The following is a 14,103-nucleotide window of genomic DNA, read 5'->3' on the forward strand; positions in this document are numbered from 1 at the left end:
CATGAAAATTCTACACACTGCCGATTGGCACCTAGGCAAAAAATTACAGGAATATTCCCGATTGGAAGAACAGAAAGAGGTCTTGGATGAAATCATTCAAATTGCTGAGGCAGAAAAGGTAGATCTCATCTTACTGGCAGGTGATATTTTTGACAGCTTCAATCCCAGCCATGACGCCATTGACTTACTTTATAAAAAACTCAAGAAGCTATCCAATGACGGCAAAAGGCCAATTATTGCCATTTCCGGTAATCATGACAGCACCCAATTCATCGAGGCCCCGGATCCTTTGGCAAGAGAGCTGGGGATTTTCTTTTACAGTAAGTATGATAGCAAAATTGCCATTGGACAGTTAGATAATGGCTTGGAAGTAATCAACTCCGAACCAGGCTATATGGAATTGAAGTTACCAAATTTTGACTTTCCTATCAGAATCATTCTGGCACCTTATGCCAATGAAACCTTACTAAAAACCTATCTGGGCGAAAACGACAGAGAGCAGAAGTTCAGGGAATTACTGGCTGACAAGTGGCGAACGTTGGCTGACAAATACTGTGATCCATCTGGCGTCAATCTTTTTGTAGGACATTTCTTTTTCACCAAAGAAGGAGAACCCTTGCTGGAAGAACCTGAAAGTGAAAGACCTATTCTTCATGTTGGAGGGACTCAAGCCCTTCTCACCCATAATATTCCACCCCAAATCCAATATGCAGCCCTAGGACACCTCCACCGATACCACGCGGTCAGCAAAACGCCATTCCCTGCAGTATATTCCTCTTCACCCCTAGCCTATTCTTTTAGCGAAGCCGATCAGCAAAAGCAAGTCGTGGTCGTCGAACTCAATCCGGGACTACCTGCAGCTTACAAACCAATAGGACTTACCAAAGGCAGGCCTTTGTTTAGGAAAACCTTCAGCGAATTAACCACTTGTCTGGAGTGGTTGGAAACCAATCCATATTGCTTTGTGGAGCTCACCTATGAAACAGAAAACTCCATAGACGCCGATACCCGGAAGGCCATCATGAAAGCCCATGATGGAATCGTGAGCTTGATTCCAAAAATCAAAAATCCACAGAGCCAAGAAAGTCTCAGCTTAAAAGCTGAAGACCTTGAAAAAGATATGGTCAGTCTTTTCAAAATGTATTTTAAAAGCGAACGCGGGCAGGAACCCAATGACGAGTTACTCGGTATATTTAAAGAAGTGATAAGTGAAGAATGAATAATCGGATGAAATCAAAAGAAATTGATATTTATTGATATTTGATATTTATAGATATTGGAAGAACTCCATGCATCGCTTAACTCATTGTTCAATTATAACGGTCCATATGGATTCTAATATCTCAATATCCAAGTATCAATTAATACCAGTTAAAGCAAAGGCCTTAAAATCATCACATTAATTTTTAAATAGTAGAATAATGATTCCAATCAGATTAGAAATTGAAGGATTATACTCATACAAGGAAAAGCAGGTTATAGAATTTGATAAGTTGACCGGCGCTGGTCTATTTGGAATATTTGGGGCAGTGGGCAGTGGAAAATCATCTATTCTGGAAGCCATTCTTTTGGCACTTTACTCAAGTACCGAAAGGCTCTCTGACCGCGGAGAAAAAAACAGCATGGTGAACCTTCAAAGTGAAGCACTCTTGATCACATTTGAATTCCGTGCCGGGAAAAACAATGCCAATACCTATGTCGCAAGATATTCAGCAAAAAGGAATTCCAAGAACTTTGAGGATGTCAAACCGGCCGAACATACTTTTTACCTGAAGACAGGGGATCACCTCGAGCCTTTGACGCAAAAGGCGGAAGATATAGTAGGCATGAAAAAAGAACATTTCAAGCAAACTGTCATCATTCCACAGGGTAAATTTCGGGAATTTATAGACCTAACTCCCGGACCAAGGGCGGAGATGATGAAGGAATTGTTCGGTTTGGAGCGATTTGATTTGGCTGCCAAGACAGGAACTTTGCTCAGAAACCTCAAGGATGAAAAGATCAGGATGGAAACACAATTGGGTGTTCTCAAAGAGATAAGCCCTGAATTATTGGAGGAGAAAACAGGCTTGATTCAAGAAATTGCAAAGCAAGCTGAAGAGGGTGAGAAAATTTTTAAGCAAACTGAGCTGACTTTTAAAAATCAGGAGGAAGTAAGAGCCAAGCATATACAATTACAGGATTTTTTGAAAGAATGGGAGATTTTGAATAACAAAAGGCCTGAAATAGAAAACAAGAAAGCCATTTGGAAAGACTTCCTAAAAGCAAAAACCTATCTCAAACCAGTATGGGAACAGGTTAATGAGAAAAATACTGAACTGGAAAAATACCGTATCAGCGTAACTGACTGCAAAAGGTTCAAGGACAATTTTTTGATAGAAATTGAACATCTAGAAAAAGAAGAGCTTGAACTCAAAGAAAAAGCAGACAAGAAATCTGAGAGAGAAAGTAAGATCCGAGACCTGGAAAAGGTAATTGAAATCAAAAATCTTAATAAGGAACTTGAGGAAGCAAAAAAAATAACAGTAACCTTAAAACCTGATTTGGAATCAAAAAAGGAAACATTGTCAGAGATTAAAGAGCAGATAAAACAGCTAGAAGAAGAATCTGAAAGCATAAAAACTCCTGACAGCAATACACTATCCGAACTGAAAGGACTGGCTAAAGATTGGGGAAACTGGGAAAGCCAAATCAAAGAAAGACAAAAAGAAGCGAATGAAATCTCAGCATCGACGGAAAATTTAAAGGCACAAATAGATACCCTAAGAGAAAAATTACCTGAATCAAATCATTCATTTGAAGAATGGATCAGTACCCAAAAACTGACCATCAATAAGCTCGAATCTGATAAAGAAAGGTTGATCCAACAATCCGGATTGTTCGCACATGCCCATCTCCTGATTGCCGGAGAAGCGTGTCCACTTTGCGGCTCAACAGATCACCCTCAGCCATTAGGAGAACCCGACAACAATACCCTTGATTTGAAAAACAAGGAAATTGAATCAGCAAAAGACTTATTGGAACAGATTACAACTTGGAAACAAACCCTTTCTGAGCAACAGATCAGGCTGGACAACCATCTCACCAATAAGACCAAAACAGAAACCGAGATTAATACCCTTTTCGAACAGATTAAAAAACTAAAGCAGGATCTGCAATCCCATCAAGTAGATACCAGTGAGGCTTTAAGTACACTGATCCAAAATTCTGATCAAGCAATCTCAAGAAGAGAGAAAATGCAATTGCAGATCAGGAGACTCAGAAAAACCTTGGAAGAGAATCAAATTAAATATGAAAAAGAGGAAGAACTAATCAGAGAAGCCGAACAAACTTTATTGGGATTGAGCAGTAAAATTTCAGCCAAAAAAGATGAGATCAAAGACATTTTATTCTGTAAAGCCTTCTTTGAAAAGGACAAAACTGCTATAGTACAAACCATCCAAAAAGTCCAACTGGACATAGAAGAAACTGCTTTCAAACTATCCGGAAAACAAAAAGTACTTTTGGAAAAGAGAAACAAACAGGCCACTAACTTGGCCAACCTCAAAAACTTTGAAAACCTCACTGAAATTACCAGCAAGAAATTAGATGAATTACAAAAGGAATTCGAATCACTCAAAATCACGCATGGATTTGAAGATGAAAAAAAATTGATTGCTCTTTTCCACCATTCATTGGATGCAGACAAAGTAGATGCAGAAATCAGACGTTTTGAAGACCGAAGCCTTTTGGTCAAAAACAAAGTAGATGAACTCCAAAATCAACCTGGGGTAAGCAGTTTTGATCAGGAAGCATTCATCCAATTTCAAAATAAGCTTCAGGAAGAAAAATCCGCTTTGGAAGCTATTAAAAAATCCTTCACACTGCTCGATCAGGAGCTCATTTCTATCAAAGCAAAGTTGGAAGAAAAACAAAAACTCCAAGCTACTTTTGAACAGCTTGAGAAGCGGGAAATCAACCTAAAGGAACTGGACCGACTGTTCAAAGGCAGCGGATTTGTGAAATATGTCAGTTCCATCTACCTCAAAGAACTTTGTGCCACTGCCAATCTCCGCTTTTCGAAATTGACCAAAAACAGCCTTAGCTTGGAGATTGATGACAGCAATACCTTTTGGGTGGTGGATTACCTGAACGGCGGCAAAAAACGCCTTCTCAAAACCCTATCTGGAGGACAGACTTTTCAGGCTTCTCTTTGTTTGGCCTTAGCATTGGCAGAAAAAGTAAAGGCACTCAACCAAGCCGATCAATCTTTCTTCTTTTTGGACGAAGGATTTGGAGCCTTGGACAAAAATTCTTTGAGGGTTGTTTTTGAAACCCTAAAATTACTCCGACATGAAAACAGAATTGTTGGCATTATCTCCCATGTGGAAGATCTCCAGCAGGAAATCGGTGTCTATGCCAAAATAGAGCTGGATCCTGAAAAGGGAAGTCAGGTGGGGTATTCATTTTGAGACTTGAGATGGCTTAGTTTTATAGGTAGGAAGGTTGGATCTTTTAAGTGAGGTTAGTGGGTTCGGAAATAATGTAGGCGGTATGAGTTAGAAATGGTTCAAGTCTTCAGACTTGGGCCATCAAATTGCAGTCTTCAGACTTCCCAGTGTACACATCAATAATACCGAAAGTACAGCATGACTAAATAATTGACAGAAATATAATTCTAGGTCAATGGCATGATAGGGGTTGTCTTTTTGTCTGTTAGGGTCAGCGTAAATCCTTAATTTAGATGATCTTGACGCAATTTTTTATTATATTAAATCATGAAACTATCGAACTCATTCTTTTTCACTGTTTTTTCAATTTTCACTTTGATTTTACTTATCGTATGCTGTAAAGAAGAAATCGAAATGGAAGAAGTAGAAGGAAAAGCCAGCTACTATGCACGCAGGTTCGATGGCAAAAAAACAGCAAGTGGAGAGGTATTCGAAAACCAAGAGCTTACAGCAGCCCACCGTTCCTTACCATTTGACACAGAGGTAGAAGTTGTCAATCCAGAAAACGGGAAATCTGTTACGGTACGCATTAATGACAGAGGCCCTTTCCGTCGAGGTAGAATCATTGATTTATCCAGGGCTGCGGCACGCGAACTAGGCATGTTGGACTCTGGTATTATTGATGTGATTATCCGCTATCCCAAAGTGGTAGAAGTAGATGAGGGCAATTGATCTTCAATAGAATTCAGTCAGTATGTACTTTCCATTTTTACCAGGTGATTACTGAATAAGTCTTGAACTTCCAAAACACTCCCCCATGTCCCTTACGACAGCAGAACTTTAGTCAAAGCAATGACATTAAAAAGCCTTAATTATGCCCGCTTAACTTTTTCAAAAGCTTTTTCAGATTCAAAAAAAAATTTAATTTCTGCAAAAGTGAACCAGACTTAAGTTTTTCTTTATTTTCGCAGATTATTTATATCACTATTCAAATGAAAAACATAGCTTTGTCCTTGGCATTCTTTTTAATCTATTCATTTTCTTTGGCTCAAAAGGTAAGTATCAGCGGTACGGTGAAAGATGCTAACAATGGTGAAACTCTGATTGGGGTGAATGTTTTTGACAAACAAAACCAAAAAGGCGCCATCACCAACAATTACGGGTTTTTCAGTTATACACCTCAGGACAAAAATATCGACCTCGTTTTTAGCTATGTGGGCTATGAACCTTTTAGTCTTTCATTGAACTTGGAAAAGGATACCCTAATTTCTGTAGAACTCAATCAGTCTGGCCTTTTAAAAGAAGTAGTAATTGAGGGAGAACGCACAGATCCTATCCAAGAGAGTACTTCTATGGGAATGATCAATGTTCCTCTCAGAGAAATCAAGAATATCCCTGCGCTGATGGGCGAGGTGGACATATTCAAAGTCATTCAGTTGCTTCCCGGTGTACAATCGGGTGCGGAAGGTGCATCTGGATTGTACGTCAGGGGTGGAAGTCCTGATCAAAACCTTATCTTATTGGATGGAGTCCCGGTATACAATGCAAGTCATTTATTTGGTTTTTTCTCTGTTTTCAATGACGGAGCCATCAACAATGTTGAACTCATAAAAGGTGGTTTTCCTGCCAGATATGGAGGTCGACTCTCCTCTGTGGTCGACATCACGATGAAAGAAGGGAACATGAAAGAATTTAAGGGTGAAGGCAGCATAGGGTTGATCGCTTCCAAACTCACTATTGAAGGGCCCATAGCTAAAGACAAGACTTCTTTTCTCCTTTCTGGTAGAAGGACATATCTGGACTTGATCGCAAGGCCTTTGATTCGAAATCAAACAGACGGCCAGGAAGATGTGGGATATTTCTTCTACGATGTCAATGCCAAAGTCAACCATATTTTCAATAAAAAGAACAGGTTATACCTCAGCTATTATGGTGGGAGTGACGTGGCATACACCTCATACAAAGGAGACTGGGAATCAAATGTTGGGAAAACAGAGTCTCAAGAAGAAGCTGGACTAGGTTGGGGTAATAATATTGCAGCCGTTAGGTGGAATCATATTTTCAACGAAAGACTATTTGCCAACTTCACCGGTACTTTTACAAAATATCATTTCAGTCTCTTTTCAGAATACGAAGATATTTTTACTTCTAACCAAAGTAATGTACCTGTAAGGGATTTTTATACTGCACGTTATACTTCAGGAATCAGAGATTTGGCGATCAAGGCAGATTTCGATTTTATACCAAATCCCGAAAATTATATAAGATGGGGTGCCATGCTGATAGACCACAGGTTCACTCCAGGAATATTTGTATCAAAAGAAAATCAAAGACCTGAAATCAGAGAAGGCGCACAACCTGCTGATAGTAAAGAAGTCTCAGCATATATTGAGGATGATTTCAGCCTAGGAGATCGTTGGAAATTCAATTTAGGGATGCATTTTTCTGCATTTTTGGCCGGAAATGAAACTTATACCTCCTTTCAGCCAAGAGCGGCGATGAGGTATCTTATCGATCCCAGCTCATCCATCAAACTCTCCTATGTACAAATGGCTCAGTTTGTCCACCTATTAACCAATGCGGGTTTGGGACTTCCTACTGACCTTTGGGTCCCTTCTACAGACAGAATCGGCCCACAAGAAAGTTGGCAGGTAGCAGCTGGTTATTTTAAAAAAATCGGGTATGGTCTGGAGTTCAGCGCCGAGGCCTACTACAAAAACATGAATGGAGTCATCGAGTATCAAGATGGCGCATCTTTTCTAAACACTACCGAAGACTGGCAAAACCAGGTCACATCCGGAGAAGGACGGAGTTACGGAATGGAGCTGTTTTTACAAAAGAAAACAGGGAAAACTACGGGATGGATAGGTTACACACTTTCCAAAACAGAGAGGCGATTTGATGAGATCAATTTTGGGGAATGGTTTCCATTCAGATATGACAGGAGACATGACATCAGCGTCACAGCTGTACATCAGTTGAGCGAGAAAATAGATATCTCAGGGACATGGGTTTTTGGCAGTGGCAATTTCATAACAGTTCCGAACCAGAGGTATCAGCACTCCACCTCAGTAATCAATGAGACCAATACTACTTTTGGGGGCTTGTATATCGACCATTTTGATTCAAGAAATAATTTCCAGATGAGAAATTACCATAGAATGGATGTTGGAATTAATTTTCACAAAGATAAAAGGTGGGGAAAAAGGACTTGGAATATATCAATCTATAACGTCTATAGCCGATTGAATCCGTTTTTTATGGATATTTCCTATAATTATGAAACACAAAGCAATCAATTTAGGCAGTTCAGTCTCTTCCCAATTGTCCCTTCCTTTTCTTACAGATTTACATTTTAACCATGAGAGTTTCCCTAAATATCATAAGCATAATTGGCATTGTATTGCTATGCTCTTGTGAGCGTTTTATAGAGGTAGAAATCCCCAATCAAGAGCCTAGGCTAGTGCTAAACGCCTTATTGGAGCAAAATGACACGCTTAAGGTATATTTAACCAAGAGTCGAAGTGTCTTGGAGGGCAGGGAATATGATGGATTTGAGTCAGTTAGAAATGCCATCGTAAGCTTAAGAGATGAGTCTGGGCAGGTTTTCACTTTTGATCCGGTAGACCGGAGCTTACCTTGGATGGATAATTATGTCTACGAACTACCAAACCCTGGACTACTTGAAGGGAAATCTTATGAAATCATTGCCGAAGCTTCTGGATTCAATACAGTAAATAGCTTTCAAACCCTTCCTGAATCTGTAAAAATCAAAGAGGTCAATTTTACTGACTTAGGTGAGGATCCAAATTTCACATCGCAAAATATATATGAGGTTTCCGTTAAATTTGATGATTTGCCAGGCTCAAATTATTATGAAATATCTGGGAATATGTTGGGGAAAAGCTTCTATGTGAATGAAGGTGATACGATGTTCTATTTCTACTCCTCTGAACTTTATCCTAACCCTGTAAATCAAGCATTAAAAAAGGATCACATGATGAGGCAGGTACTTTTGTTTCAAGATGTTTATCTTAATGGAGAAGATTCTGAAGTTACCTTCAGGACAAGGTTCCCCAGGGATGTTGACATTGAAATTACCATAAACTTATCTCATGTAAGTGAAGCGTATTATCGTTATTATGATACCGCAGACTTACAGCGATATAATCAGGGTGACATATTATCTCAACCGGTCCTAGTATATAATAACATCAGACAAGGTATAGGTATTTTCAAATCGAGAAACACTAATCAAAAAACATTTAACCTTAGGGTAGAAGAGAATTAATTATCAAAATTCACCCTATAAGTAAATCCAAATAAAATTCCCTTCATCATCGTTAACAGGCCCCTATTTCAGGATATGCTCATTTACCCAGTCAACTTCTTCTTGTCTGATGGTATGTTCAAAATCCTCAAAAATAAAAGTCTTGACAGTCGCTCCCATTCTACTTAACAATTCTTGAGACTGCTTAATTCTTGATAAAGGAACATGCGGATCTTTGAACCCTGAACCGATAAAAACAGGAGTTCCTCCAAAATCTCCTTTGTATTTTTCTTCTTTTACATGCTCTCCTATTAATCCTCCCGTAAAGGCTACCACTCCGCCATATTTTGCAGCATTCTGCGCCGCATACTCCAAGGACAAACAAGCACCTTGAGAGAATCCCAGGATAAATATTTGTTCTGTGGAAAATCCCTTGGCTTTCAGGTCCTGAATTACTCCATCAATTGCTTCAATTGAGTTAGAAAAAGATGGTTCATTGTTTTTGTCAGGTGCCATAAAGCTATAGGGATACCAGGTATTCCCAGGTGCTTGAGGTGCTATCAAGGCAAAATCTTCAAGGTTCAGGCTTTGCTCTAGGCTCAAAATGCTTTTTGCAGTACCTCCCCTACCATGGATCATGATGGCTACTTTTTTGGCCTCATTCAGTGCTAACCCTGCATTGATAATATTAGACATAATCTTGAGTTTTTAAAGTTACTTTAGCCAATTTGGATTCGATAGCTTGGCGTTGCGTTTCCGCCCATTCAGGTAATTTTAATGCTTCTCCAAGAAGTGCTTCATCTTCGTCAATAGCGAATCCAGGATCATCTGTAGCTATCTCAAACAATACCCCTCCAGGCTCTCTGAAATAGATAGATTTGAAATAGTTTCTATCCTTCACCTCAGTGACGTGATACCCATTGTTAATCAGGATTTTTTGAATCTCCAATTGAGAAGATTCATTTTCAGTTCTAAATGCAATGTGGTGCACAGTTCCAGCACTTTGGATACCTTGCCTTCCATTTTTATCTACAACAATATCTACAATATCACCTGGCTCCCCCTTTGTACCATACCTGAACCGACCGTCTTCTTCAGCGATGAATTTGTAATCCATAAACTGCGTCAAAAGCTTTTCTGTAAGCTCTTTGGCTTTAAGATTTAGTGTTGCTCCATAAAAACCTCTAATAACATGATTTTCAGGGATTGTTCCTGTGGTCCAGCCTTTACGAGAATCTTTATTGTTGGCAATTAACTCAATACCCATACCATCATGGTCTTCAAAACGAATGAGTTTTTGATCAAACCTATTTAGAATTGAAGAAACCGTAACATTATATTTCTTCAATCTTTCAACCCAATAATCGAGAGAGTTTTCTGCTATTGAAAAAGCTGTATATGTCAATTCGCCAGTTCCTTTGGTCCCTTTCCTTGCACCTTCAAAAGGGAAAGTAGTAAAGACGGTTCCTGGTGTACCTAACTCATCACCAAAATAAAAATGATACACATCCGGCGCATCAAAGTTGATGGTTTTCTTGACCATTCTAAGACCTAAGATCCCTGTATAAAAATCAATATTTTTTTGAGGATTACCCGCTATTGCTGTAATGTGATGAATACCTGTGATAAGAGCTGACATAAGATTATAATTATTGTTGGAAAATAAAGCTGGCAGTTATACACCGCCAGCAATATTATTTATTGTTTTACAAGTTGAACACTAAGGATCAATTTTACCTGATCGCTCACTACTACGCTACCTGCTTCAGTGACAGCATCCCACTTTAATCCAAATTCTTTTCTGCTGATTTTACCTTCGATTTCAAAACCAGCTTTGGTATTACCATAAGGATCACCCGCTACACCACCAAAGTCTACATCCAACTCTAAAGTTTTTGTGAAATCTCTAATAGTCAAGTCACCTTTCAATTTATCTCCGCTGATGGTACCTTCAAACTTCAGATGTGGATACTTTTCTGCATTGAAAAAATCATCCGATTTCAAATGCCCATCTCTATCCTTTTGATTGGTATCAATACTATCGATTTTAGCAGCAAATGCTACTTTAGCGCCTTGAAAATCATCAGAAGTAGACTCTGCAGAACCTTCAAACTCTCTGAAATAACCTGTTACTGTAGAAATTACCAAGTGTTTTACTTTGAAAGAAACTTCTGAATGCGTTGGGTCGATTGCCCATTTAGTTAATGTGCTCATTGTATTTGAATTTTAAATTTGAAATTATATTAAGATGATAGTTATATACATTAATTGTATATACATTTATTTGTTTAAATTTTTTTATTCTCTCAATCTGTCAAGGAGATTATTTAATTGACCAATCTCTTCCTCATTCAATTGAATTAATTCTCTATTTAGACTGTGTATTTTTTCTTCAAGTTGCTTAAGTACTTCCATTCCCTGATCAGTAATAACAACGTCCACTTGTCTCCTATCTCTTGGACACTCTTCTCTATTGATAAAGCCCTTTTGCTTGAGTTTTTCGACAAGTCTAGATGCATTTGACATTTTATTCAGCATCCTATCTTGAATCGACGAAACAGTGATTGGGTTGCCGTTTTGGCCTTTGAGAATTCTCAAAACATTGTACTGCTCAGGTGAAAGTCCGAAGGGCTTGAATAAACTACTTTGCTTGCTGACAATATAACTTTGGGTATAAAGTAAATTTACAACCGCCTTGTTATATATATCTTTAAAAGCTTTTTGCTGGATTGCCTCTTCGATCTTCATATGTATAATTTGTGTATGTATTAAATGTATATACACATAAAGGGGTGTAATAGTTTCACTTTTTTAAAAAAAGATTCAAAAATGTTGAAAAACATGGATAGGGTGGACAAATATTTTGCATCAAAAATGCTTCATCCAATCAGAAAGTAGCCTGTTAACCTCATCAGGTTTTTCTATGCTACTGCTATGCCCAGCACCTGGAAGTATATGCAGCACAGCGTTTGGAATGGACATTTGTATAAATTTTGCCTTTTCTGGTTTGGTTGCCACATCTTCATCTCCCACCACAATCATGGTCGGGCATTTGATATGTCTAATCTCTTCCTCTACACCTTTTCGATAGATAACTGCTTCTACTGATTTTGTAATCGACTTTTTATTGGATTGAAGTTCTTTAGACCATTTTTTATAATCTGATTTATTTTGTGGATTTGTCAGCCAGCTTTCTGCAAACATGATCTTCATCACAGAACTGGCTACAGTTGGGATTACACCAAACCATTTGACTACACCATTCAAGAATTTATACTTGGGGAGATTTTCGACAGGTTCGGGATTGGCTGAGGTTTCTAACAAGGTCAAACTTTTGATTTTATCAGGATATCTTGCCGCAAGACGCATACCTACAAATCCACCCATTGACAGGCCTACAAAGTGGACTGACTGACCGACTGCCTTTTCTATCAACTCCAGAGCATCGAGAGCCAACATATCCATATCATAAGTCCCTGGACTAACCTCACTCTGCCCCTGCCCCCTATGATCGTAGGCTATGACTGTATAATCCTTACTTAAATGATGGATTTGGGCTTCAAACATTTTATGGCTCCACAAAAGACCATGTGAAAATAGAATTACTTCTTTTCCTTCACCTTCTTTAATATAGAAAAGGTTAGTATTTTTTAGTTGTATGTGCGGCATGGCTATAACTTTAGAGTTCTAGGAAAAGTATCTAAGAACAAGACCAAACTTTAATTACCAATCTAATCCCGGTTGTTTATTTTTTCTTGATTCTTCTCTTGCTTTATGTTGGTTCACTATAGAACGTACATCTTCTAGCATCTGTTTGGCATCATAGACTATTCCGTCTTTTACAGTGTATTTTACTCCACCCGCACGATATGGTTCATTGTCTTCTCCTATCCTGATCGCACCGGTTCCATAAAGGACTTTGAAATTCTGTAAGGGGTTCTCATCCAATATCACGAAATCTGCCAATTTACCGACTTCTACACTTCCCAATTCTTTATCCACACCTAATGCTTCAGCACCATGTAAAGTTGAAGACCTGAAAACTTCCAATGGATGAAAGCCAGCTTCCCTAAGCAATTCCATTTCGCGGATATAAGCAAATCCATAAAGCTGATAAATAAAACCAGAATCAGAACCTGTAGTCACCCTCCCACCACGGTTTTTATATTCATTGATAAAAGTCATCCAAAGCCTGTAATTTTCTTTCCATTGGATTTCATCATCTGTAGTCCAGTCAAACCAGTATGAGCCATGGGATTCTCTGCTTGGCTTGTAAAACCTCCAAAGTGAAGGTAAGGTATATTCTTCATGCCATTCAGCTCTTCTTGCCCTCATCAAATCTCTATTTGCCTCATATATATTAAAAGTGGGATCAAGGGTAAAATCCAAGTCTAACAATTCCTGCATTACTTTGTTCCAGTGCTCGGAATATGGAGCCGCAGCTTGCTTCCACAACTTTCCAGCCTCAGAAAACCTGTGCTGTTCGTTCTGGTAATTATAATCCAATCTATAGTCCTGTATAGTCCGATTCTCAAACAATGCCTCAGGCAATCCATACCAATGCTCCATACTAGTCAATCCTGCCCGTGCAGAGTGAAGTACATTCCACCTCGCTACATCCATTTGAGCATGATGCATAGCAGACCTAAGGCCCAATCTTTTGTTTTCCTCTAAGGCAGCTTGCATCACTTCAGGTTTTGCTCCAAAAAACTTGATACCATCTGCCCCTTTATCTTTGTTCTGGTTCACCCAAGCCTTAGCTTCTTCGGCATTGGTGATTGTCTTGCCTGCATTTTGGCCAAAAACTGTATAAGCAAATATTCTAGGTGCTGTAATGGTATTATCAAGAGCCTTTTTCTTATGCTCTAATACCCAGTCTAATCCATTGCCAGCTGAAGGCTCTCTTATAGAGGTGATGCCATGAGCCATCCATAATTTAAATACATATTCCGCTGGAGTACCTTGTCCAGCTCCACCGATATGCCCGTGCATATCTATAAAGCCAGGTAATAAATAATGCCCCTCTAAGTCCATTACTTTATCATCAGGTCCTGCTACAGGCCTTCTTTCATCCTTGATAGCGAGACCTGGATATCCCACAACTTTGATTTCCTTGATGATATTCTTTTCAACAACAATATCAACTGGACCGATTGGTGGCGCACCTGTACCATCTACCAAAGTCACACCTCTTATAATTAATTTATCGTAAGGGCCTTCTCCTTCAGCTCTTTCCGGTGATGGCATCACTTGAGCAAAGGTCAAAAACGGCATGAGAATTAAAACTAGTAAGATGATGATTTGGCGGTTTTTCATAGTCTAATATTTATTGAAAAGTTTAAAATAGCCGAATTATGTACAATAAAAAAACCGCTTGTACTTTTTACATACAAGCGGTTAAAA

General features: G+C 38.8%; 11 protein-coding genes. 5 read left to right on the forward strand and 6 right to left on the reverse strand.

Annotation, left to right across the window (positions count from 1 at the left end; translation table 11 throughout):
• Window position 1: 1 nt before the first annotated feature.
• From CLW00_RS14170 to CLW00_RS14190, 5 genes are all read left to right on the forward strand, one after another.
• Window positions 2-1,219: a metallophosphoesterase family protein gene (locus tag CLW00_RS14170; protein ID WP_106134357.1), complete on the forward strand. Its 1,218-nt coding sequence runs from the start codon at window positions 2-4 to the stop codon at window positions 1,217-1,219.
• 202 nt (window positions 1,220-1,421) lie between these two features.
• The gene (locus CLW00_RS14175; RefSeq protein WP_106134358.1) at window positions 1,422-4,451 is read left to right on the forward strand and encodes an SbcC/MukB-like Walker B domain-containing protein; all 3,030 of its coding nucleotides are present in this window, start codon (window positions 1,422-1,424) and stop codon (window positions 4,449-4,451) included.
• Window positions 4,452-4,757: 306 nt separating this feature from the next.
• Window positions 4,758-5,162, forward strand: a complete 405-nt coding sequence (locus CLW00_RS14180) for a septal ring lytic transglycosylase RlpA family protein (RefSeq protein WP_106134359.1) — start codon at window positions 4,758-4,760, stop codon at window positions 5,160-5,162.
• Between the two features lie 260 nt (window positions 5,163-5,422).
• Window positions 5,423-7,789 carry a TonB-dependent receptor gene (locus CLW00_RS14185; RefSeq protein ID WP_106134360.1) on the forward strand — a complete coding sequence of 789 codons (2,367 nt, stop codon included), beginning with the start codon at window positions 5,423-5,425 and terminating at the stop codon, window positions 7,787-7,789.
• A gap of 2 nt (window positions 7,790-7,791) precedes the next feature.
• A complete protein-coding gene (locus CLW00_RS14190; protein ID WP_106134361.1) occupies window positions 7,792-8,721 on the forward strand; it encodes a DUF4249 domain-containing protein in 930 nt (309 codons plus the stop codon).
• A gap of 63 nt (window positions 8,722-8,784) precedes the next feature.
• On the opposite strand, the gene CLW00_RS14195 is transcribed toward CLW00_RS14190, so the two are convergent.
• The 6 genes from CLW00_RS14195 to CLW00_RS14220 form a co-directional block, all read right to left on the reverse strand.
• On the reverse strand, window positions 8,785-9,396 hold the full coding sequence (locus CLW00_RS14195) for an alpha/beta hydrolase (RefSeq protein WP_106134362.1): 612 nt from the start codon (window positions 9,394-9,396) through the stop codon (window positions 8,785-8,787).
• Entirely contained in the window at window positions 9,389-10,339 is a 951-nt protein-coding gene (locus CLW00_RS14200; protein WP_106134363.1) for a ring-cleaving dioxygenase, read from the reverse strand. Before CLW00_RS14200 ends, CLW00_RS14195 begins: the two co-directional genes overlap by 8 nt.
• Before the next feature lie 59 nt (window positions 10,340-10,398).
• On the reverse strand, window positions 10,399-10,914 hold the full coding sequence (locus CLW00_RS14205; protein ID WP_106134364.1) for a YceI family protein: 516 nt from the start codon (window positions 10,912-10,914) through the stop codon (window positions 10,399-10,401).
• Window positions 10,915-10,998: 84 nt separating this feature from the next.
• Window positions 10,999-11,448, reverse strand: coding sequence for a MarR family winged helix-turn-helix transcriptional regulator (locus CLW00_RS14210; protein WP_106134365.1), 450 nt, complete (start codon window positions 11,446-11,448; stop codon window positions 10,999-11,001).
• 120 nt (window positions 11,449-11,568) lie between these two features.
• Window positions 11,569-12,369, reverse strand: coding sequence for an alpha/beta fold hydrolase (locus tag CLW00_RS14215; RefSeq protein WP_106134366.1), 801 nt, complete (start codon window positions 12,367-12,369; stop codon window positions 11,569-11,571).
• Window positions 12,370-12,423: 54 nt separating this feature from the next.
• Entirely contained in the window at window positions 12,424-14,016 is a 1,593-nt protein-coding gene (locus CLW00_RS14220; protein WP_106134367.1) for an amidohydrolase family protein, read from the reverse strand.
• Window positions 14,017-14,103 lie beyond the last annotated feature (87 nt).

This window comes from Mongoliibacter ruber, from assembly GCF_003003005.1.
Lineage (GTDB): Bacteria > Bacteroidota > Bacteroidia > Cytophagales > Cyclobacteriaceae > Mongoliibacter > Mongoliibacter ruber.